The organism is Nocardia sp. bgisy134 (assembly GCF_057708325.1).
The window spans coordinates 37,946-57,928 of sequence record NZ_JBYIRW010000024.1 but is presented as its reverse complement, the minus strand read 5'-3'; the positions used below and the strand labels follow the sequence as shown (position 1 = coordinate 57,928).

Sequence of the window (19,983 nt, the reverse complement as noted above, 5' to 3'; positions counted from 1 at the left end):
GGTGGCTGACCGGATTCCTGTGCTGATCGTCGCCGGCTTTCTCGGTTCGGGGAAGACCACCCTGCTCAACCACCTGCTACGCAACAATCGCGGCACCCGGATCGGGGTGGTCGTCAACGACTTCGGTGCCATCAACATCGATTCCATGCTCGTCGCCGGGCAGGTCGACGCGATGGTCTCGCTCGGCAACGGCTGCGTCTGCTGCGCGGTCGACGTCACCGAGCTCGACGAGCTGTTCACCCGGCTGGCGCAGCCGCGGGCGAACATCGACGTCATCGTGGTCGAGGCCAGCGGGCTCGCCGAGCCGCGCAACCTCATCCGGATGGTGGTCGGCAGCGACAATCCGCGCATCCGTTACGGCGGTCTGGTCGAGGTGGTCGACGCCGAACAGTTCCCCGTCACCAGCGAACGGCACCCGGAACTGCTGACTCATCTGCGCCTGGCCGACTTGGTGGTGGTCAACAAGGCCGACCGGGTCGCCGCGACCGAGCTGGACACGTTGCGCGGCGAGCTGGCCGACCTGGTCGGCGCGGTGCCGGTGTACGCGACGACCCGCGGACGCATCGATCCCGGCCTGTTGTTCGACGAGCCGTTGCGCGCGACCCCGCGCGTCGCCGAGCAGTTGAGCTTCGACGAACTGCTCGCCGACCACGACCACGACCACGACGACGAGCACCGCCACCTGCACGACGACTACACCAGCGTCTCCTTCACCAGCGAACGGGAATTGGATCCCCGCAGGCTGATCGGCTTCCTCGAGGACCCGCCGCCCGGCCTGTTCCGCGCCAAGGGCTTCGCGGCCTTCGGCGTCGCGGCCGAGCGCAGGAAGTTCGTGTTGCACATGGTCGGCAGGCACATCGTCTTCGAACCGGGCGCGTGGCGTCGCGGCGAACCGCGCACCAGCCGGCTGGTGCTGATCGGGGCGGGCATGCCCGCCGACACCGCCCTGTCGCGCCTGCGCGAGACCGTGCACACCGATGACGATTTCCTCGACGAGCAGGCGATGCTCGGGGTGTGGCGCTACACCCCGCACTGAGGCGCCGCACATTGGCGCGTTTTGCCCGAAGGTGGCGCGTTCGGCGCTTTCGCGGCGGCCGCGTTGTCGGAAGACTGGCTGCACGCCCGCCGTGTCGGGGACGGCGCCATGCGCCGCGCACGGCGTCGGTCCAGAACCGTGATCGACCGTATCTTTGTGCGACCGAGGGGAGAGTTCGGTGTCCGAGACGTGGGAGAGCGCCACCGCTTACGTAATCGCCGCGCTGGAGGGCAAGGGGACAGCCACCCGCGACGATTTCGACGTACCGGCGATCGTCGCTGCCACCAGAGACATCGCCGAGAGCTGGGATTTCCGGATCATCGAGGACGCCACCTTCTGGCGTATCGCGGCCAGCTTCCTGCGCGTGTGAGGTATCAGTCGAACAGCTCACACCGGTGCGCGTGCTCGGCGACGCCCCAGCGGCGCGCCGCGCGGCGCATCGATCCCGCGTCGGAGTAGCCGAGCAGTTGCGCCTGCCGCGCCTTGCTCAGCGAACCCGCCGCGCTCGCCTGCCGCAATCGGGCGTCGCGCGCCCGGTCGAGTTCCTTGCGCCACGTCGTCCCGGCCTCCATGAGCCTGCGCTGCAAGGTGCGCGGGCTGGTGGCCAGCCGCCGCGCGACGCGGTTCAGCGAGGCATCGCCCGCGTCGAGCGCGTCGGCCAGCGCCTCGGCCACCCGCCGCGGCCAGGCCGAGGGCAGCGGCGGTGGCGGTGGGAGGGCGTCGGCCAAGGGGCGCAGGATCTTCGCCAGCACCGGGTCGGCGGTGGTCAGCGGGAGGTCCATGTCGGAGGAGCGGAAGGTCATCGAGTCGACCGGAGCGTCGAATTCGATGGCGGCCGTACCGAATACCTCGACGTAGGGGCGATGATCGGGGGGCGCCTGCTGGCGCAGCGCGACCCGGACCGGCGCGAGCGGTTCGCGCACCACCCGGCGGGCCCTGCTCAGCACCGCGCCCAGACCCCACAGCTGGGTCAGGTCACGTCCCACGCCCTCGCCGTCGATGATGTCGAGGTAGAGCGTGGTCTCGTGCTCGTTCTCGACGCGCAGGTCGAACCGGTGGTTGGTGGTGACCGCGGAGACGTACGGTCCGCAGGTCGCCAGCCCTGCGCCCAGGGTGGGCGCCGTCGAGAACAGGTAGTCGTACAGTCCGAGACTCGTGAGTTCGTAGCGCCTGGCCACCTGCAACGCCACCGCGGGATCGCCGAGCGCGTGCGCGCCGAGTTCCCACAGCCGGGAGAAGGTGTGGCTCGGCAGGTGCATGTCGTCGCCCGCCATCGTCCATTCCGGTAGTCCGGTCTCCCGGATCAGCTTCTCCCGATCGGCTCCCGCAGCGGTGAGCTGCGAGATGACGAAACGATGCAGCAAAACCTGGTCGGTCCCCACGCGTCCTCCAACCGCACATCCGGATGAACAACTCTGCGCGAGAACGCTAACGGCGACCTGTTCGATCCGTCGTCGTATTCACATCACGAGATGATTACCCGCAGGCGTTGACCCACTCCGACATGCCGTCGGCGAACAACTGCCGCTTCCAGATCGGCACCTCGTGCTTGATCCGGTCCACCAATTCCGCGCAGGCAGTGAAGGCTTCGGCCCGGTGCGGGGCGGCCACCGCGACCACGATGGCGAGATCGCCGACGGTCAGCGCGCCGACCCGGTGCACCGCGGCCACCGGAAGACCGGTTGACGCGGCCGCCGCGGCGCAGCAATTGCGCAGGAAACGCTCGGCTTCCGGATGCGCCGAGTATTCCAGCGCCGAAACGGCCTGACCGCCATCGTGATTGCGCACCTTGCCGGTGAACACCACGACCGCGCCGTGTTCCGGGCCGGTGACCGCGGCCTCCACCTCGGCGGGGTCGAGCGGCTGGTCGCTGATGCGGGCCACCCGCACCGTGGTCTCAGACGTGGTCATGATCGCCGCCTCCGGCTACTTGTGCGAGCAGATGATCGAGGAGCGGTTCGAGCACGGCGATACCGTCCTTCACACCGCCCGGCGAACCGGGCAGATTCACGACGACCGACCGGCCCGCCAGGCCCGCGACGCCGCGGCTGAGCGCGGCCAGCGGGAACTTCGCGGTGCCGCGCTGGCGGATCGCCTCGGCCACGCCGGGCAATTCGCGGTCGAGCACGGCCAGCGTCGCCTCGGGGGTGGCGTCGGTGGGAGACGCGCCGGTGCCGCCGGTGCTGATCACCAGCGACGGCGCGAAACGCAGCGCGTCGGCCAGGCCGACGCCGATCTCGGCATCGGCGTAGACGAGCGGTCCGCGCACCGAGAAGCCGAGGCCGGTCAACCAGTCCGCGAGCACGGGACCGGTGGTGTCCTCCCAGATGCCCGCCGCCGTGCGGGTCGACGCGACGAGCACGACCGCGGACCGATCGTCGCCTCCGGGTTGTTCGACGGGGCGAATGCCGGTCTCCGGCTTCGGCTCCGGCGTGCGCGGCCGCTCCCAGTGACCGCGCTTGCCGCCCTCCTTGGTCAGCAGCCGGACGCCGTCGAGCGTCGCCGCCGGGTCGACCGCCTTCACCATGTCGTGCAGGGTGAGCCCGGCGACGGCGACCGCGGTCAGCGCCTCCATCTCCACACCGGTCGGCCCCTTGGTCTTCGCGGTCGCCTCGATGGTGATGGCGGTGTCGGTGAACCCGAACTCCACCTTCACCGACGACAGCGCCAGCTGATGGCACAGCGGAATGAGTTCGGAGGTCTTCTTGGCGCCCGCGATCCCGGCGATCCGCGCGGTGGACAGCACATCGGCCTTGGGCAGGTCGTCGGCCCTGACCAGCGCGACGACCTCCGCGGTGGTCTGCAACACGCCTGCCGCCACGGCGATGCGCGCGGTGTCGGACTTCGCGCTCACATCGACCATGCGGGCGCGACCTTCCCGGTCGACATGGGACAACTCGCTCATGCCTGCGCCTCGCCGGCGCTCGGCTCCGGCATGCGCGAGGCACGCTGCCACATGATTCGCTCGCTCATGAGATCCAGCCTGGCACAGTGCCGAGGCGCCGCGCGCACCTGCTCACAATTCGCGCACCCGCACCGGCGATCCCGCCGCCAGCTCGGTCGTCTCGGCGGGGATGTCGATCAGCACATCGGCCCATGCCATGCCCGCGATCAGGTGGGAGCCGGCGCCGGAGGCGGGTTCGACGCCGCCCTCGGTGAGCCGTCCGCGCAGGAACTGCCGCCGACCGGCGGGGGAGCGCACCGCAGCGCGCAGCGGCAGCTCGCTCGTGCGCACCGGCGGCAAACCGGACAGGTGCCGCAGCATCGGCCTGGCGAACACCTCGAACGACACCATGGTGCTCACCGGATTGCCGGGGAAGCTGAGCACCGGGACGCCGTCCAGCACCGTCAGCCCCTGCGGCCCGCCCGGCTGCACGGCGACCGAACCGAACAGCCCGCCCTGCGCGGCGAGCACGTCCTTGACCACCTCGAAATCGCCCTTGGACACCCCGCCCGAGGTGAACACCAGATCGGCGGAACGCGTTGCGGCGGAGAGCAAGCGGCGGAACACCGCGGGATCGTCGGTGCTGTGCTCGACCGAGACGACCGCCACTCCGTTGGCCGCGAGCGCCGCGGCGAGCGCGATGCCGTTGGAGTTGTAGATCTGCCCGGGCCGCAGCGGCTTGCCCGCGGGGACCAGTTCGTCGCCGGTGGTGACGACCGCGGCGCGCACCGGCCGGAAGACCGGCACCGTCGGCACCCCGACCGCCGCGAGCGCGGCGATGTGCCGCGGCGTCAGCGCGACGCCCGCGGGCACGAGAAGCGCGCCCGCGCGCACGTCGGTGCCCGGCTCGCGGACGAATTCGCCTGCGCCACGGCCGCGTTCGATGGTGACGATGCTGCCGTCGGTCCGCGTGTCCTCCACCGGGACGACGCAGTCCGCGCCTGGCGGGATCGGCGCGCCGGTCATCACCTTCAGCGCCGCTCCGGTGGGCAGCGGGGCCTGTCCCGGCTGACCCGCGGCGACGACACCGGCCAGCGGCAGCGTCACCGGAGCGACCGCCACATCGTCGGCGCGCACCGCGTAGCCGTCCATCGCCGAATTACGGAACACCGGCAGGTCGATCGGGGAGCGGATGTCGGTAGCCAGCTTGCGGCCCAGCGCGGCGGGCACCGGGACGGAGTCGACCGGACGCGCCGCGAGTGGGCGCAGCAGCTGTTCGATGCTGTCGCGATACTCGTCGACGGACCGTGCCGAGGCGCTGGCTGGCCGAGAATTCATAGCGGAGAGCTTAGTGGGGGTTTTTCATCTCACGCCCTGACATGCTCGTTTGTGAGATCGGCCGAACCGGGCGCTGCCCGTGGTTCCGTGCGCCCGACGGGTCATACTGGAAGCGTGACATTGGTCGAGATGGGCATGCCCGCCGTGCGATCAGGGCGCCCCTCGCTCGACGGACGCCCCGACACGCCTTGGCTGGTCGACCGCTTCGGGCGGGTGGCCCGCGATCTGCGGGTCTCGATCACCGAGAAGTGCTCGCTGCGCTGCACTTACTGCATGCCGGAGGAGGGGCTGCCGCCGATTCCGAAGGACGAACTGCTGACCGTCGACGAGATCGCGCGGTTGGTGGTGCTCGCCGTCGAACAGCTCGGCGTGCGCGAGGTGCGGTTCACCGGCGGCGAACCGCTGCTGCGCCGGGATCTGGAACAGATCATCGCGGGCTGCCACGAGCGGCTGCCCGGCATCCCGCTGGCCATGACCACCAACGGCGTCGGTCTCGAACATCGCGCCAGCGGGCTCGCCGCGGCCGGATTGAGCCGGGTGAACGTCTCGCTGGACACCGTGGACCGCGACGGCTTCGCCAAGCTGACCCGCCGCGACCGCTTGGACTCGGTGCTGGCAGGCATCCGCGCCGCCCGCGCCGCCGGGCTGGCTCCGCTCAAGGTGAACGCCGTGCTCATGCGCGAAACCCTCTCCGGCGCGGCGGATCTGCTCCAGTGGTGCCTGGGCGAGGAGTGCGAGCTGCGGTTCATCGAGGAGATGCCGCTGGACGCCGACCACGAGTGGGCGCGCGCCAACATGGTGACCGCTGCCGAACTGCTCGACGTGCTCGGCGCCCGGTTCACGCTCACCGAGGCCGGTCGCGCCGATCCCTCCGCGCCCGCCGAGAAGTGGTTGGTCGACGGCGGCCCGGCCACGGTCGGCATCATCGCCACCGTGACGCGCAAGTTCTGCGACACCTGCGACCGCACCCGGTTGACCGCCGACGGCATGCTGCGCTCCTGCCTGTTCAGCGACCAGGAGTTCGATCTGCGCGAGGCCATGCGGTCCGGCGCGGACGACGCCGAACTGGCCACCATCTGGCGCGGCGCGATGTGGAACAAATGGGCGGGACACGGCATCGACGCCGAGGATTTCGTCCCGCCGGAACGCACGATGGGAGCCATCGGTGGTTGAGGTCCGTTATTTCGCCGCCATCGCCGATGCCGTCGGCAAGGATTCCGAGCGGATCGACCTGCCCGCCGGCGCCACGGTCGCCGATCTGCGCACCAGCCTGGCCGCCGCGTACGGCCCCGATCTGGACAAGATGCTCGGGGTCTGCGCCTACCTGATCGGCGACGAACTCACCCGCGACCCGTCCTCGGCGCTCAGCACCCGAGTCGACGTGCTCCCGCCGTTCGCGGGCGGATAACGGGCGGCGTCGTTACAGTCGAGCCGTGGTGCAGAGCAAGGCGAGCGATGTGGACGGCTACCTGGCCGAGCTGCCCGAGGCCCGCCGTCCGGCGGTGCACCGGCTGCGGGAGCTGTGCCAGGCGGAACTGAGCGGGTTCACCGAGGTCATGGCCTACAGCATGCCCTGCTACGAACGCGAGGGCGTCGGCGAGATCGCCTTCGCGAACCAGAAGCAGTACATCTCTTTCTATCTGTTGCGCACCGACGTGCGCGCGGCGTTCGCCGATCGGCTGGCCGGCCACGACATGGGCAAGGGCTGCCTGCGCTTTCGCAAGCCCGAGCTGATCGACTTCGACCTGGTCCGGGACCTGCTGCGGGCGACGGCGGCCACGGAGGGCGGGCCGGTGTGCTGAGTGCGCCGGAGATTTTCTCCGCCGCGATGTAGAGAACCCGGCGCGCGGTTCGTCGTCCGAGTAGAAGGGGTATCGGACCCCTCGAGACGAGGAAGGATCACGCGATGCACTACCTGGCGACATTGGTGGGACGCGAAGGCGGCGTGCAGCCCGGTACGGCGGAGTTCGACGCCGAGGTGGCGAAGTACGCGGCGTTCGACGAGCGCGCGGGCGATGCGGTGGCGGGCGGCGCGGCGCTGTACCCGTCCGCGTCCGCGATGCAGATCCGCCGCGAGGACGGACGGACGCTGATCACCGACGGACCGTTCGCCGAGCAGGCGGAGGTCGTCGGCGGGTTCTATGTGTTCGAGGCCGCCGACCTGGATGCGGTGATCGAGCTGGCGCGGCAGCTGCCCGCCGCGCAGGACGGGCAGATCGAGGTGCGGCCGATGGTCATGTGGTCGGCGCACGAGACGCCGCGCGCGGACTGGTGGCTGGCGCTGCTGTGGGAAGCGCCGGACGCGGTGATCGCGCCCGGCTCGCCCGAGTGGGACGCGGGGATGGCCGAGCACGAGCGATTCGGCGCGAAGTACGCGGCGGCGATCCGCGGCGGTGGTGCGTTGCAGCCGCCGTCCTCGGCGACCACGCTGCGGGTCCGCGACGGTGAACTGCTGCTGACCGACGGGCCGTTCGCGGAATTCGCGGAGGTGATCGACGGCGTGTATCTGTTCGCGGCGGCGGGCCGGGCGGAGGCGGCCGAGATCGCGGCCGCGATTCCCCTGGGCGAGCGCGGGCGCACCGAGGTGCGTCAGATCGTCGAACTGGACTGACGGTGACCGCGGGCCCGGCCACCGGGATCGACGCCGTCTATCGCGCCGAGTTCGGCCGGGCCCTCGCCACCGTGGCCAGGATGGTCGGTGACATCGCGCTCGCCGAGGACGCGGTGCAGGAGGCGTTCGCCGACGCGCTGCGCACTTGGCCCGAGCACGGCGCACCCGCGAATCCGGGCGCCTGGATCACCACCGCCGCCCGGCATCGAGCGCTGGACCGGTTGCGGCGCGAATCGGCGCGCGCGGGCAAGGAGCAGGACGCCGTCGCGGCGCGCGCGCCGATCGAGGAGGCCGACGTGTCGCCGGTGCTGGACGACCAGCTACGCATGATCTTCACCTGCTGCCATCCCGCGCTGTCGCAGCAGTCGCAGGTCGCGTTGACGCTGCGGCTGGTGTGCGGTTTGCGCACCGCGGAGATCGCCAGGGCCTTCTTGCAACCGGAACACACTGTGGCGCAACGCCTCTCCCGTGCGAAGGCGAAGATCAGGCAGGCCGGTATCCCGCTGCGCGTGCCGCAGGCGCACCTCCTGTCGGAGCGGATGCCCCCGGTGCTCGCGTGCGTGTATCTGGTGTTCACCGAGGGTTATTTCGCGACATCGGGTCCGTCGGCCGTGCGAGACGAGTTGTGCGACGAAGCGATTCGGCTCGGCCGGTTGCTGTGCGGGCTGCTGCCGGGCGAGCCGGAGGCGCGGGCACTGCTGGCGCTGATGCTGTTGCAGGACAGTCGGCGCGGGCAAAGGCGCACTGCGGAAGGCGATTTGGTTCCGTTGGAGGACCAGGACCGGTCCGCGTGGAATCACACGGCGATCGGGGCCGGGTTGGCCTGCCTCGTCTCGGCGGCGGCCGACGGCGGCGGACCGTATCTCGCGCAGGCGCGCATCGCTGCGGCGCACGCCACGGCTCCGAGCTGGGCGGACACCGACTGGAGCGCCATCGCCGACAGCTACGACGAGCTGCTGCGGTATTCCGCCTCGCCCGCAGTCCGGGTGAATCGAGCTGTGGCCGTTGGCTTTTCCCGCGGGTTCGACGCGGGACTCGCCGCACTCGACGAGGTGGCGGATGATCCCCGCTTGGCCGGGACCCATCTGATCCCGGCCACGCGGGCCGATCTGTTGCGCAGAGCGGGACGGCGGCGCGACGCCGCGGACAGCTACCGGGCCGCCCTGGACATCGCCGAGAACGAGCAGGTGCGGCGCTTCCTGGCGCGCCGTCTCACCGAAGTCGAGGCGGCCGAGTAGATCCCGGCGCACGCCCCGGTCTTCGGGACCGGGCGCCGCCGCCTTCGTGCCGGAGACGTTCCGTGCCGGGATTCGCCGTGCCGGAATGCGCTCAGCGCCACCAGGTGTCGAGCGGAGTCACCGGCACCGTGCGCTTGTGCCTGGTGTTGCGGAAGATCCTCTCCACCCGCTCGGCCACCTCGGGCGTGACGTCGTTGCCCTCGAGGTAGTCGTCGATCTCGCTGTAGCGCAGGCCGAGCGCCTCCTCGTCGGGGAGCGCGGGCCGGTCGTCCTCGAGATCCGCGGTCGGGACCTTGGACCAGATGCTGGCCGGCGCGCCGAGTTCCTGGAGCAGCGCCGCGCCCTGTCGCTTGGTGAGACCGGTCAGCGGGGTCAGGTCGACGCCGCCGTCGCCGTACTTGGTGAAGAAACCGGTGACGGCCTCGGCGGCGTGGTCGGTGCCGACCACGAGCAGGTTCTCCTCACCAGCGATGGCGTACTGGATCACCATGCGCTCGCGGGCCTTGATGTTGCCGCGCACGAAATCGCGCAGTTTGCTCACCTTCAGCGCGGACGCGGTCTCCGCCGCCACCGCATTGGCGCCGGGACGGACGTTGACCACCACGGCGCGGTCCGGCGCGATGAAGGTCATCGCGATCCTGGCGTCGACCTCGTCGGATTGCACGCCGTAGGGCAGTCGCACCGCGACGAAGGTGGCGTCGAAGCCGTCGGCCCGCAGTTCCTCGGCGGCCAGCTGGCACAACCGCCCGGTCAGCGCGCTGTCCTGGCCGCCGCTGATGCCGAGCACGAAACCTTTTGCGGGCGTTGCGCGCAGATAGTCCTTGAGGAAATCGATCCGGCGACGCACCTCGACCTTCGGTTCGATCGTCGGCTGGACGCCCAATTCGGTGATGATCTGTTCGCGCAGACTAGCCATGAGACGTCACTCTACTGGCGCGCCCGCCGGGACAACCCGGCGAACGAAGGCTTCCCAGTTGTCCCCGACGTGCCGCGCGCTGTATCCGAGGACATTGAACTGGTACATCAGCAGCGGCGCGCCGAGTACGGCGAGCAGACCGTCGGCGAGCAGCGGTACCTCTCCTGTCGCGCCCGCCTGCCGCAGCAGCATCGAGACATGCGCCTTGAGCAGGTTGTACGGCGCTCCGGTGTAGCGGTCCCCTGCCTCGCTCACCTCGGCGGCGCGATGCAGTTCGCCCTCGACCTCGATGTCCGATATCCGGGCGCGCCCGAACGCGATGAGCCGGTCCACCGGGGGCGCGCCCGGCCCGAGTGGCGGCGGCCCGAACATGAAGGCCGCTTGATACTTCTGCTCGGAGTGGTCGAGCAGCGCGCGCATCAGTCCGGAGCGACTGCCGAAGCGGCGGAACACGGTGCCTTTGCCGACGCCGGCCCGCTTGGCCAGCGCGTCCATCGTGAGGCCGTCGACGCCGTGGTCGCGGACCAAGTCCTGCGCGGCGTCCAGCAGCAACCGCCGATTGCGGGCCGCGTCTGCGCGTTCGGTGGGCTCGGCGGTCCCCGGCAAGGGCGCGCCGATACGCAGCAGCGGTCGCTCGCGCGTCGGTTCGCCGGGGGACGGTGTGGGGTAGTTCACAGCCCTCTCACGGTCTCGTGGGAAGTAATCGGACCGTAGTCCGGTTAGTGTCTGGTGAAAGTTCGGACACCACATTCAGTACACCAGGAGTCGCCATGGTTCAGACCCGCATCCTCGCTCTCGTCGGAAGCCTGCGCGCCGCGTCGATCAACCGGCAGCTCGCCGAGGCCGCCGTGCAGACCGCGCCGGACGGCGTCGAGGTGACGATCTACGAGGGTCTCGCCGACATTCCGTTCTACAACGAGGACATCGACGTTCCCGGCGCCGTTCCCGCCGCCGCGCAGCGCTTGCGCGACGCGGTCGCCGCCGCCGACGGCGTGCTCCTGGTGACCCCGGAATACAACGGCACGCTGTCGGCCGTGCTGAAGAACGCCATCGACTGGGCCTCGCGGCCGTACGGCGTCGGCGCCCTCCAGGGCAAGGCCGTCGCGGTCGTCAGCGCGTCCATCAGCGCGAACGCGGCGCAGTGGGCGCACGGGGACGCGGTCAAGGCGATCGGCGTCGCGGGCGGCAAGATCGTCGAGGCCGCGCACGCCCACTTCGGCGTGATCGGCGAGCGTTTCGGCGCCGTGCATCCGCGCGAGGACGCGGAGGCGCTCACTCAGCTCGGCGCCACGGTGCACCAACTGGCCGAGGCCGCGCGCGGGCAGCTGGTGTCCGCCTGACCGTTGTCCGGCGCCGCGCGCCGTCCTCCGTGGCCGCCCCCGCTCTCTTCCGAGGTGGGGGCGGTTTCGTGTTTCCAGTGTGTCGCGATGTCGCACAAGGGGTGGACGAGACAGCCGTGGCGGATGTGACAGAAGAGTTTGCTGGAAGGGCGCTACGGTACGGAATTGTGATCTGCACCACGGACGTGTCGGGTTGCGAATCGAGCGTCCTGGTACTTCTCCCGGTGGAATTACACCTGTGCGACTCGCAACATGTCGTGTTGTTTCAATCTGTCGGCCACTAGGTGTAGTGTCTTCGGTGCTGGAAGGCGGTACGAGACCCACCGCGAAAAGCTACCGCCCTCGGCGGCGCTAGCAGGGGTTTCGAGACCGGATCCAGGAGTTTGCGCAGCATACGTCGGATCACGCACTGCATACGGATCACCGGCCGTGGATCAGGCTCGCGGTGTGAGCTCAGGCCCGCAGGCGGAAGCCCGCGTAACCAGGCCGCGAACACCGCGCATCAGGCACAGGAGAGAGGGACTCTATGACCATCACCGTGTACACCAAGCCCGCTTGCGTCCAGTGCAATGCCACCTACAAGGCCCTCGACAAGGTCGGGGTGGACTACGAGGTCATCGACATCTCCGAGAGCGACGAGGCGCGTGACTACGTCATGGCCCTCGGTTACCTGCAGGCTCCGGTCGTCGTCGCGGGCGAGGACCACTGGTCCGGCTTCCGTCCCGACCGCATCAAGGCCCTCGCGGTCGCGGCGGCCTGATAGGCGCAAGATCTTCCTGTTCATCCGATGGGAGAGGAGAAGCGATGTCCGCAGGGACCGCGCTGGTCTACTTCTCCAGCGCCTCGGAGAACACGCATCGTTTCGTCGAGAAGCTGGGACTCCCGGCGACTCGCATACCACTGCACACCGCCGATTCGCTGCGCGTCGACGAACCCTACGTGCTGATCGTCCCGACCTACGGTGGCGGTCGGCACGTTCTGGGGGGTAACCGGTCCGACAAGGACTTCGTGCCGCGGCAGGTCGCCAAGTTCCTCAACGACCCGCACAACCGCGCGCTGCTGCGCGGCGTCATCGCGGCGGGAAACACGAACTTCGGCGATACCTACTGCTTTGCGGGAGAGGTGATCTCGCGCAAGTGCGGGGTGCCGTACCTGTATCGCTTCGAACTCATGGGAACCGCTGAGGACGTCGACCGCGTCCGAGAGGGATTGGGATTGTTTTGGCAACAGCAACGACAGCGCCTGCCGGAAAGACAGCTCGCTTAGAGCAGCCCCCGGTGCGCGGCGCCGACGCCACGGGTGAAGTACTCGACTACCACGCCCTCAACGCGATGCTGAACCTATACGGACCGGACGGCACGATCCAGTTCGACAAGGACCGCGAGGCCGCCCACCAGTACTTCCTGCAGCACGTCAACCAGAACACCGTCTTCTTCCACAACCTGGACGAGAAGCTGGACTACCTGGTCGACGAGAACTACTACGAGGCCGAGGTTCTCGAGCAGTACAGCAGGGCGTTCATCAAGAGCCTGTTCAAGCAGGCCTACGCGCACAAGTTCCGGTTCCCGACCTTCCTGGGCGCGTTCAAGTACTACACCTCGTACACGCTCAAGACCTTCGACGGCAAGCGCTACCTGGAGCGCTTCGAGGACCGCGTGTGCATGGTCGCGCTGACCCTGGCCGCCGGTGACGAGGTCCTGGCCCGCCAGCTGGTCGACGAGATCATCGACGGGCGTTTCCAGCCCGCCACCCCGACCTTCCTCAACTCGGGCAAGAAGCAGCGCGGTGAGCCGGTGTCCTGCTTCCTGCTGCGCATCGAGGACAACATGGAGTCCATCGGGCGCTCCATCAACTCGGCACTGCAGCTGTCCAAGCGCGGCGGCGGTGTCGCCCTGCTGCTCAGCAACATTCGCGAGCACGGCGCGCCGATCAAGAAGATCGAGAACCAGAGCTCGGGCGTCATCCCGATCATGAAGCTGCTGGAGGACTCGTTCTCCTACGCCAACCAGCTCGGCGCGCGACAGGGCGCCGGTGCGGTGTACCTGCACGCGCACCACCCGGACATCTACCGCTTCCTGGACACCAAGCGGGAGAACGCGGACGAGAAGATCCGCATCAAGACGCTCTCGCTCGGCGTGGTGATCCCCGACATCACCTTCGAACTGGCGAAGAAGAACGAGGACATGTACCTCTTCTCGCCGTACGACGTGGAGCGGATCTACGGCAAGCCGTTCGCCGACATCGACGTCACCGAGAAGTACTACGAGATGGTCGACGACAAGCGCATCCGCAAGTCGAAGATCAAGGCGCGCGAGTTCTTCCAGACCATCGCCGAGCTGCAGTTCGAATCGGGCTACCCGTACATCATGTTCGAGGACACGGTGAACAGGGCCAACCCGATCGCGGGCAAGATCACCCACTCCAACCTGTGCTCGGAGATCCTGCAGGTCTCCACCCCGTCGGAGTTCAACGACGACCTGTCCTACTCGAAGGTCGGCAAGGACATCTCCTGCAACCTGGGTTCGCTGAACATCGCCAAGTCGATGGACTCGCCGAACTTCGCGCAGACCATCGAGGTGGCGATCCGCGCGCTGACCGCCGTGTCGGACCAGACCCACATCTACTCGGTGCCGTCGATCGAACAGGGCAACAACCAGTCCCACGCGATCGGCCTCGGGCAGATGAACCTGCACGGATACCTGGCCCGTGAGCGGATCCACTACGGATCCGAAGAAGGCATCGACTTCACCAACATCTACTTCTACACCGTGGTCTACCACGCGATCCGGGCGTCGAACCTGATCGCCAAAGAGCGCGGCAGCTACTTCGGCGGGTTCCCCGAATCGAAGTACGCCAGCGGCGAGTACTTCGACAGGTACACCGACCGGGCGTGGGAGCCGAAGACCGACCGGGTGCGGCGGCTGTTCGACGACGCGGGCGTGCACATCCCGACCCAGCAGGACTGGCGGGAGCTGAAGGCGTCGGTCATGGAACACGGCATCTACAACCAGAACCTGCAGGCCGTGCCGCCCACCGGCTCGATCTCCTACATCAACCACTCCACCAGCTCCATCCACCCGGTGGCGTCGAAGATCGAGATCCGCAAGGAAGGCAAGATCGGCCGCGTCTACTACCCGGCGCCCTACATGGACAACGACAACCTCGAGTACTACGAGGACGCCTACGAGATCGGCTACGAGAAGATCATCGACACCTACGCTGCGGCCACCCAGCACGTGGACCAGGGCCTGTCGCTGACTCTCTTCTTCAAGGACACGGCCACCACCCGTGACCTGAACAAGGCGCAGATCTACGCCTGGCGCAAGGGCATCAAGACGCTGTATTACATCCGGCTGCGCCAGATGGCGTTGGAAGGCACCGAAGTCGAAGGCTGCGTGAGCTGCATGCTGTAGTTTTTGGCGGCGCCTGCGGCGCCGCGTGTTCGCGGCCCTTTATGTCTCGCGGCCGAGCGATCGAGACTCGCGCCTTCGGCGCATGCGCTTCGATCGCTCGGCCGCGAGACGGCCGCGAATGTCGCTCGTCGGGCTCGCTCCGGTGTGGTTGGGTGAGTGCGGGGGTTGCGGGTTCGGTGTGAGCGTTTCGGTAGTGGTTGCGAATGTTGCGCGGCGGGTTCGCTCGCGGGTCTTTTGCGTGTGTGCGGGGGTTGCCGGTTGGGTGTGAGCGTTTTCGAGCATGCTGGGCCGCGAATGTCGCTCGTCGGGCTCGCTCCGCGGTTGCATGAGTGTGGGGGTTGGCGGTTCGGTGTGAGCGTTTCGAACGCACTGGGCCGCGAATGTCGCTTGTAGGGCTCGCTCCGCGGTGGTGGAGTCGCCGTTGGTTCGGGTGTTTCGGATGCTGGGCCGGGTTCGCCGCCGCTCCGGCCGATCGGCAGGCTCGCTGCCGATCGGCTCGGTAGCGGCTGATCAGGACAGGGCGGGGATGACCTCGCGTTCGAAGAGTTCGATGCCGGAGGTGTCGTAGGCGGCCTCGGGGAAGTTGAGGATCGTGTAGCCGAGGCCGAGATCGCGGACCTTGGACAGGTTTTCGACGATCTGCTCGGGGGTGCCGACGGCGGCGGTGCCGCGGAACAGGTCGTCGACCTGCTTGGCGGCCTGCTCGGCGCCGACGAAGGGGGTCAGCCGGTCACGCAGGGCGGCCAGGCGGTCCTCGACCTCGGCCTCGGTGGCGCCGATCGCGACGTTGAAGTTCGAGGAGCGGACGATGGCGTCGAAATCGGTGCCCACCTCGGCGCAGTGCCCGCGCAGGATTTCCGACTTGCGCGCGAACTCGTCGAAGTTGCCGGTGAAGTTGGTGTAGTTGGCGTACTTCGCCGCGATGCGCAGGGTCTTCTGTTCACCGCCGCCCGCGATCCACAGCGGAATCCCGCCCTCCTGCAACGGCAGCGGGCGGACGATCGCGCCGTCGACCTGGTAGTGCTTGCCGTCCAGCGTGGCTTTGCCCTCGGTCCACGCCTGCCGGAAGATCTGCACGCCCTCGTCGAGACGGCCCAGGCGCGCGCCGGCGGAGGGGAAGCCGTAGCCGTAGGCGCGCCACTCGTGCTCGTACCAGCCGCCGCCGATGCCCATCTCGGTCCGGCCGCCCGAGATCACGTCTACGGTCGCGGCGACCTTCGCCAGGTAGGCCGGATTGCGGTAGCTGATCGCGGTACACATCTGGCCGAGCCGCACCCGCGAGGTGGTCGCGGCGAACGCCGACATCAGGGTCCACGCCTCGTGCGTGGCCTCTTCGGTGGGCACCGGGACGGTGTGGAAGTGGTCGTACACCCAGATCGACTCCCACGCGTCGTTCGCGTCGGCGCGTCGAGCCAGGTCCCGCATCACCTCCCACTGCGCGGAGGGCTCGATGCCCACCAGATCCAGCCGCCAGCCCTGCGGGACGAACAATCCGAAGCGCACAGACTTCTCCTTCGCGTATCCGAGCACGACCTGTCCCCGGCAATCCTGCCGCGAACCCGCCCCACCCTGCCCGGACGGCACACCGAGATCAACCATTCCACGCGCCACGCGCCGAATACTCGCCGCCATTCGACCGGCGCGTCAGCCCAGGAACTGTAAGGGAAACATGCAGGCGATGGCGCCTTGGAACCACTGCCGGACGAGTTCCCACAAGGTCGGGTAGGAGCGGTCGGTCTTGCGTAGACGAAGCCCGAACAGAGCCTTTCCGAGCGTCGTCCGGGTGAGTCGCTGCACCACGGTGCGATGGAGGAACGAGCACCCGATCCCGGCCAGGACACCGAAGAACACCGCCTGTTCCGCGTGCCCGTACCGATTCGCCGCATACCAGACGCCTACCCCGATCGCGGCGTGCAATGCCAGATCGATCACGAAGGCCACGGCCGCCTGCACGCCATTCTTCTCGTCCTCGTGCCGACCGCTCCCCACCATCGGAAATTCGTCCTCCTTCGGCTCCTCCGGCCGCACGTACCGCAACGTGCCATCCGGATGCCGTTCGAACCGGGCTACAGCGCCATCCCCGCGCCGCCCCTCCACCCTCTCGTCCATACTCGGCAACGTATCTCCGAGCCCACCCCAAAACCTTGCCGAATCCTTAGCGCACCACGAATCCAATTGCGCCCCGGCTCTTCTCCAGCGTCACAGCCGAAGGTGCGGTCGACCGCGCGCTGCTATCGGGTCAGTCGGTCTGTTTGGGATGACCCGAGCGGGCCAGCACCACCCAGACGACTCGACGTTCCGGGTCGGGGCAGAACCAGATCCGGCTGCCCGCGGTCACTTCGTACTGCCACTGTTCCAGCTACCGGCCGGCGATCACGCGCGTGCGGAAGGTGTCGCGAAGCCGGTGTTGGCGGGCCGGGTTCTCCGGTGCCAGCGGCCGTTCCGTGAGGACGATCCACGCCTCCCACGTGTCGGATTGCGCTGTGCGGCAGAGGTCTTCTTATCCCTTGGCCGCCTCCGACGTAGCGAACCGCGCCTCCCACATCCCGGGTCGTGCGGGCGGCGCGACTCGGTCACCCTTTTCGGCGCCATTCATTCCCCCATTGGTTCGGACACTGGGCCGAAATCGTCGTCCAGTGGTCCGGACAGCTCGCGGGCGAGCGAGGGGTCGGCGTAAACCGCTGCGGTGCTGCGCCATTCGTGCACAGTTCGCTCCAGCACGGACCACTCGCCGAGTTCGGCCGAGGCCTGGAAGGCGCGCGCGAAATCGGCGACGAAACGGGCTTGCGCCTCTTCGGGCAGCACGTCCACCCACGGAAACTCGTCGACAAGAGCTCGGGCGGCGACATCGTGGGGGAGGTGGACCAGCACGTTGCGCAGGGCGCGAGCTGCTGTGATCGAGCCCTCCGACTCCGACTGTGCGCGGTCCTCGCGGATCAGCAAGAGCGGCGCGCCGTCGCGGCGGCGGACACGCACGGCGCCTCGATCGGCGAGTTGCGCCACTTGCTTCGGGTCGCGTTGTAGCTCGCTCCACTGCACCTCGGTCACCATGGAACTATTCTGAATATTTTCAGAAGTTGACACAAGCGCCGGCTGACCGCGTCGTATGGGTTCTTCGCCGATCTGGCGAATTACCTGGGGAGGAGGCCGAGGGTGGCGAGTTCGCCGGTGAGGTCGGTGGGGGAGGAGGTGACGGTGAGGGCGCCTGCGGCGAGGGCGCGGTCGCTGTTGTCGGTGTGAGTGGCGTGGGTGCTGGTGAAGATCATGATGGGGGTGGTGAGGCCGCGGGCGCGGGCGGTTTCGGTGAGGCGCAGGCCCGCGTCGGGGACGGAGGCTCCGTCTTCGGTGCGGCTCATGTCGGTGAGGATCGCGGCGTAGCGGCGGGTGGCGAGCAGGTCGGTGGCGGCCGCGGTGGTGAGAGCGGTGTCAACGCGAATTCCGTTGCGTTCCAAGCGGTCGATGAGAAACGCGTTGTTCGAGGGGTGGTCGTCGACCCACAGGATCGCGCTTGCGGCAGGCGATTCCGGAAGGGAACCGGGCGACGGGGCCGAGCCGAATGCGGGGCCGCGGTCCTGGGAGCTGCCCGCGTACGCCGTGGCTTCGGATCGGTGATCGTCCTCGGCGGCGGGCAGGCTGCGGACCTGGCCTGTGTCAGGGACGAGCGCGCGTTCGGCAGTGAGCTGATCGACCTGTTCGCGGAGCCTGCGGACCTGGATCTGCAGATCCTCGATCATGGTCTCCTGCTGCTCGCTGACCTGCTTCATATCCAGCTCCTGCCCGCCGATGCGCAAGGTGAACGGCCTGCGCTCCGCCGAACGGATCACCCGCGCCAGCGGCCCGCGAAACATCACCAGCGCGGCCACCGCCAGCAACGGCCACAGCAGCGCCGCGACAGCATCGATCGTCTCGCTCACAACTCCCCCTAGCGGCGTGTCTCGCACGGACACAGCATGTTTCGTCAGAAACTGGCCTGACTATAGGGCGCCCCCGAGCGCGCGGACAACCGCAGTCGGGATTTGCGCACGCGCACACCACTGTCCGCGGTGCGGGAATTCGGCCTACGATTCGAAGAGGGGGCGATTGTGGGAGGTGCGCATGTCGCAGACATCGATCGATGTGGATGATGCCGCCCTGGCGGTGGTGGGTGTGCTGCTGGGAACGACGAGCACCGAGGATACGGTGAACGCGGCACTGCACGAGGTGATCGCGCAACGCAAGCGGCTGGCGATGCTGGAACGGATGATGATCCGGTCCCGCGAGAAGGTCGACCAGGCGCCCGATCCGTGGCGCAAGACCGCCACGTGGCGTTGAGGAAAAGCGCGGAGCCGGAACGAAATTCGCTGGCCGAGCGGCCCCGGCGCGGCCATGCTGAGTGCGATGAACGATGAAAGACAGTATCGACTCGGTGTGGACTTCGGCCGGGTCATCCAGGGCGCCACGCTGCCCTCCGGCGACGAAGACACTGTCTTCCTCGCCGGCGGCATCGAGGACGCCATGCGAACACCGCCGAGCCCCAACGCTTTCGAGGTGTTGGCGCGCTTGGTCGCGCGGTTCGAGGGTCGCGCCTGGGTCATCTCCAAATGCGGCCCGCGCGTGGAGCAGCGCACCAGGCAGTGGCTCGATCGCCACGACTTCTACGAGCGGACCGGTGTGCCGCGCGACAACCTCCGGTTCTGCCGGGCGCGGGCCGACAAGGCGGTGCACTGCGCCGAACTCGGCATCACGCACATGATCGACGATCGCCTGGACGTGCACCGGGCACTACGCGGTCTGGTGCCGTATTTGTACCTTTTCGGCCTCCAGGCCGAACCGGTCCCGGAGTGGGTAGAGCACGTCCCGTCTTGGCCGGAAACGGAACTCGCTGTGGTGGCGTCGCTCACGCCTCCACCTCGCTAGCGCTCGGCTCCGGCGTGCGCCGATGCGCGCTGGTACATGGTTCGCTCGCTGCGTTCACTCACGCCGCGACCCGCGGAACGGTGACGACACGCCGCTCGCCGTGAAACCTGGGGTTGAAACATGTATCCTTCACGAGGACGCATTCGCGTCCGAATTCTGTTGACCAGGTAGACGGCGCGCGACCGGTCGGTCGCGGCGGGAACGATCAGGAGGTGGGTTGCCATGCGCAGTGAACCTCCCAGTCGAAGGCCGCGCGGCGCCGCCCCTTCGCATACCTGGTAGGTCTGCGTCGCCCGGGTGGGCGCCTCGCG

General features: G+C 68.5%; 23 protein-coding genes. 13 read left to right on the top strand and 10 right to left on the bottom strand.

Annotated elements, in window-relative coordinates; genetic code table 11:
- The first annotated feature begins 1 nt into the window (after position 1).
- Together AC3ERS_RS32045 and AC3ERS_RS32040 are read left to right on the top strand one after the other, a co-directional pair.
- Complete coding sequence (locus AC3ERS_RS32045) at positions 2-1,036, top strand: CobW family GTP-binding protein (RefSeq protein WP_431971877.1); 1,035 nt, start codon at positions 2-4, stop codon at positions 1,034-1,036.
- 178 nt (positions 1,037-1,214) lie between these two features.
- Positions 1,215-1,406, top strand: a complete 192-nt coding sequence (locus tag AC3ERS_RS32040) for a hypothetical protein (protein WP_431971876.1) — start codon at positions 1,215-1,217, stop codon at positions 1,404-1,406.
- A gap of 4 nt (positions 1,407-1,410) precedes the next feature.
- On the opposite strand, the gene AC3ERS_RS32035 is transcribed toward AC3ERS_RS32040, so the two are convergent.
- The 4 genes from AC3ERS_RS32035 to AC3ERS_RS32020 all read right to left on the bottom strand — a co-directional run bounded on the left by AC3ERS_RS32035 (position 1,411) and on the right by AC3ERS_RS32020 (position 5,258).
- Positions 1,411-2,418: an AraC family transcriptional regulator gene (locus AC3ERS_RS32035; RefSeq protein ID WP_431971875.1), complete on the bottom strand. Its 1,008-nt coding sequence runs from the start codon at positions 2,416-2,418 to the stop codon at positions 1,411-1,413.
- A 94-nt stretch (positions 2,419-2,512) separates the two neighbouring features.
- Positions 2,513-2,947: a molybdenum cofactor biosynthesis protein MoaE gene (locus AC3ERS_RS32030; RefSeq protein WP_431971874.1), complete on the bottom strand. Its 435-nt coding sequence runs from the start codon at positions 2,945-2,947 to the stop codon at positions 2,513-2,515.
- On the bottom strand, positions 2,934-3,941 hold the full coding sequence (gene moaCB, locus AC3ERS_RS32025) for a bifunctional molybdenum cofactor biosynthesis protein MoaC/MoaB (protein ID WP_431971873.1): 1,008 nt from the start codon (positions 3,939-3,941) through the stop codon (positions 2,934-2,936). The genes AC3ERS_RS32030 and moaCB overlap by 14 nt, the downstream gene beginning before the upstream one ends.
- 111 nt (positions 3,942-4,052) lie before the next feature.
- The gene (locus AC3ERS_RS32020) at positions 4,053-5,258 is read right to left on the bottom strand and encodes a molybdopterin molybdotransferase MoeA (RefSeq protein ID WP_431971872.1); all 1,206 of its coding nucleotides are present in this window, start codon (positions 5,256-5,258) and stop codon (positions 4,053-4,055) included.
- Positions 5,259-5,372: 114 nt separating this feature from the next.
- On the opposite strand from AC3ERS_RS32020, the gene moaA reads away from it, so the two are divergent.
- The 5 genes from moaA (at position 5,373) to AC3ERS_RS31995 (ending at position 9,107) form a co-directional block, all read left to right on the top strand.
- Positions 5,373-6,431: a GTP 3',8-cyclase MoaA gene (moaA, locus tag AC3ERS_RS32015; protein ID WP_431971871.1), complete on the top strand. Its 1,059-nt coding sequence runs from the start codon at positions 5,373-5,375 to the stop codon at positions 6,429-6,431.
- Complete coding sequence (locus AC3ERS_RS32010; protein ID WP_431971870.1) at positions 6,424-6,666, top strand: MoaD/ThiS family protein; 243 nt, start codon at positions 6,424-6,426, stop codon at positions 6,664-6,666. The genes moaA and AC3ERS_RS32010 overlap by 8 nt, the downstream gene beginning before the upstream one ends.
- A 25-nt stretch (positions 6,667-6,691) precedes the next feature.
- On the top strand, positions 6,692-7,060 hold the full coding sequence (locus tag AC3ERS_RS32005; protein WP_431971869.1) for an iron chaperone: 369 nt from the start codon (positions 6,692-6,694) through the stop codon (positions 7,058-7,060).
- A gap of 104 nt (positions 7,061-7,164) precedes the next feature.
- On the top strand, positions 7,165-7,869 hold the full coding sequence (locus tag AC3ERS_RS32000; protein ID WP_431971868.1) for a YciI family protein: 705 nt from the start codon (positions 7,165-7,167) through the stop codon (positions 7,867-7,869).
- A gap of 2 nt (positions 7,870-7,871) precedes the next feature.
- Positions 7,872-9,107, top strand: a complete 1,236-nt coding sequence (locus tag AC3ERS_RS31995) for an RNA polymerase sigma factor (protein ID WP_431971867.1) — start codon at positions 7,872-7,874, stop codon at positions 9,105-9,107.
- A 91-nt stretch (positions 9,108-9,198) separates the two neighbouring features.
- Here AC3ERS_RS31995 and nadE read toward each other — a convergent pair whose 3' ends face one another.
- Both nadE and AC3ERS_RS31985 read right to left on the bottom strand, forming a co-directional pair.
- Positions 9,199-10,023 carry an NAD(+) synthase gene (gene nadE / locus AC3ERS_RS31990; protein ID WP_431971866.1) on the bottom strand — a complete coding sequence of 275 codons (825 nt, stop codon included), beginning with the start codon at positions 10,021-10,023 and terminating at the stop codon, positions 9,199-9,201.
- A 6-nt stretch (positions 10,024-10,029) separates the two neighbouring features.
- Complete coding sequence (locus tag AC3ERS_RS31985; RefSeq protein ID WP_431971945.1) at positions 10,030-10,650, bottom strand: TetR/AcrR family transcriptional regulator; 621 nt, start codon at positions 10,648-10,650, stop codon at positions 10,030-10,032.
- 143 nt (positions 10,651-10,793) lie between these two features.
- Here AC3ERS_RS31985 and AC3ERS_RS31980 point away from each other — a divergent pair, with 143 nt between their 5' ends.
- From AC3ERS_RS31980 to nrdE, 4 genes are all read left to right on the top strand, one after another.
- Positions 10,794-11,363, top strand: a complete 570-nt coding sequence (locus tag AC3ERS_RS31980; protein ID WP_431971865.1) for an NAD(P)H-dependent oxidoreductase — start codon at positions 10,794-10,796, stop codon at positions 11,361-11,363.
- Between the two features lie 526 nt (positions 11,364-11,889).
- Complete coding sequence (gene nrdH / locus AC3ERS_RS31975) at positions 11,890-12,123, top strand: glutaredoxin-like protein NrdH (RefSeq protein WP_431971864.1); 234 nt, start codon at positions 11,890-11,892, stop codon at positions 12,121-12,123.
- Positions 12,124-12,167: 44 nt separating this feature from the next.
- The gene (gene nrdI / locus AC3ERS_RS31970) at positions 12,168-12,629 is read left to right on the top strand and encodes a class Ib ribonucleoside-diphosphate reductase assembly flavoprotein NrdI (RefSeq protein WP_431971863.1); all 462 of its coding nucleotides are present in this window, start codon (positions 12,168-12,170) and stop codon (positions 12,627-12,629) included.
- Between the two features lie 65 nt (positions 12,630-12,694).
- A complete protein-coding gene (nrdE, locus tag AC3ERS_RS31965) occupies positions 12,695-14,776 on the top strand; it encodes a class 1b ribonucleoside-diphosphate reductase subunit alpha (RefSeq protein WP_431971944.1) in 2,082 nt (693 codons plus the stop codon).
- 510 nt (positions 14,777-15,286) lie between these two features.
- On the opposite strand, the gene AC3ERS_RS31960 is transcribed toward nrdE, so the two are convergent.
- From AC3ERS_RS31960 to AC3ERS_RS31945, 4 genes are all read right to left on the bottom strand, one after another.
- Positions 15,287-16,279 carry an LLM class F420-dependent oxidoreductase gene (locus AC3ERS_RS31960; RefSeq protein ID WP_431971862.1) on the bottom strand — a complete coding sequence of 331 codons (993 nt, stop codon included), beginning with the start codon at positions 16,277-16,279 and terminating at the stop codon, positions 15,287-15,289.
- A 141-nt stretch (positions 16,280-16,420) separates the two neighbouring features.
- A complete protein-coding gene (locus AC3ERS_RS31955) occupies positions 16,421-16,885 on the bottom strand; it encodes an RDD family protein (RefSeq protein WP_431971861.1) in 465 nt (154 codons plus the stop codon).
- A gap of 483 nt (positions 16,886-17,368) precedes the next feature.
- Positions 17,369-17,827 (bottom strand): hypothetical protein, encoded by a 459-nt coding sequence (locus AC3ERS_RS31950; RefSeq protein WP_431971860.1) that lies wholly within the window; start codon positions 17,825-17,827, stop codon positions 17,369-17,371.
- Positions 17,828-17,907: 80 nt separating this feature from the next.
- A complete protein-coding gene (locus AC3ERS_RS31945) occupies positions 17,908-18,690 on the bottom strand; it encodes a response regulator (protein WP_431971859.1) in 783 nt (260 codons plus the stop codon).
- A gap of 181 nt (positions 18,691-18,871) precedes the next feature.
- Here AC3ERS_RS31945 and AC3ERS_RS31940 point away from each other — a divergent pair, with 181 nt between their 5' ends.
- Positions 18,872-19,087: a type II toxin-antitoxin system VapB family antitoxin gene (locus tag AC3ERS_RS31940; RefSeq protein WP_431971858.1), complete on the top strand. Its 216-nt coding sequence runs from the start codon at positions 18,872-18,874 to the stop codon at positions 19,085-19,087.
- Between the two features lie 66 nt (positions 19,088-19,153).
- Positions 19,154-19,672, top strand: a complete 519-nt coding sequence (locus tag AC3ERS_RS31935; RefSeq protein ID WP_431971857.1) for a hypothetical protein — start codon at positions 19,154-19,156, stop codon at positions 19,670-19,672.
- Positions 19,673-19,983: the final 311 nt, after the last annotated feature.

Coding starts and splice junctions, on each gene's coding strand:
- AC3ERS_RS32030 (WP_431971874.1), bottom strand. CDS start 2,947: ATGACCACGTCTGAGACCACGGTGCGGGTGGCCCGCATCAGCGACCAG.
- moaCB (WP_431971873.1), bottom strand. CDS start 3,941: ATGAGCGAGTTGTCCCATGTCGACCGGGAAGGTCGCGCCCGCATGGTC.
- AC3ERS_RS32020 (WP_431971872.1), bottom strand. CDS start 5,258: ATGAATTCTCGGCCAGCCAGCGCCTCGGCACGGTCCGTCGACGAGTAT.
- AC3ERS_RS32000 (WP_431971868.1), top strand. CDS start 7,165: ATGCACTACCTGGCGACATTGGTGGGACGCGAAGGCGGCGTGCAGCCC.
- nadE (WP_431971866.1), bottom strand. CDS start 10,023: ATGGCTAGTCTGCGCGAACAGATCATCACCGAATTGGGCGTCCAGCCG.
- AC3ERS_RS31980 (WP_431971865.1), top strand. CDS start 10,794: ATGGTTCAGACCCGCATCCTCGCTCTCGTCGGAAGCCTGCGCGCCGCG.
- nrdH (WP_431971864.1), top strand. CDS start 11,890: ATGACCATCACCGTGTACACCAAGCCCGCTTGCGTCCAGTGCAATGCC.
- nrdI (WP_431971863.1), top strand. CDS start 12,168: ATGTCCGCAGGGACCGCGCTGGTCTACTTCTCCAGCGCCTCGGAGAAC.
- nrdE (WP_431971944.1), top strand. CDS start 12,695: ATGCTGAACCTATACGGACCGGACGGCACGATCCAGTTCGACAAGGAC.
- AC3ERS_RS31955 (WP_431971861.1), bottom strand. CDS start 16,885: ATGGACGAGAGGGTGGAGGGGCGGCGCGGGGATGGCGCTGTAGCCCGG.
- AC3ERS_RS31950 (WP_431971860.1), bottom strand. CDS start 17,827: ATGGTGACCGAGGTGCAGTGGAGCGAGCTACAACGCGACCCGAAGCAA.
- AC3ERS_RS31940 (WP_431971858.1), top strand. CDS start 18,872: ATGTCGCAGACATCGATCGATGTGGATGATGCCGCCCTGGCGGTGGTG.
- AC3ERS_RS31935 (WP_431971857.1), top strand. CDS start 19,154: ATGAACGATGAAAGACAGTATCGACTCGGTGTGGACTTCGGCCGGGTC.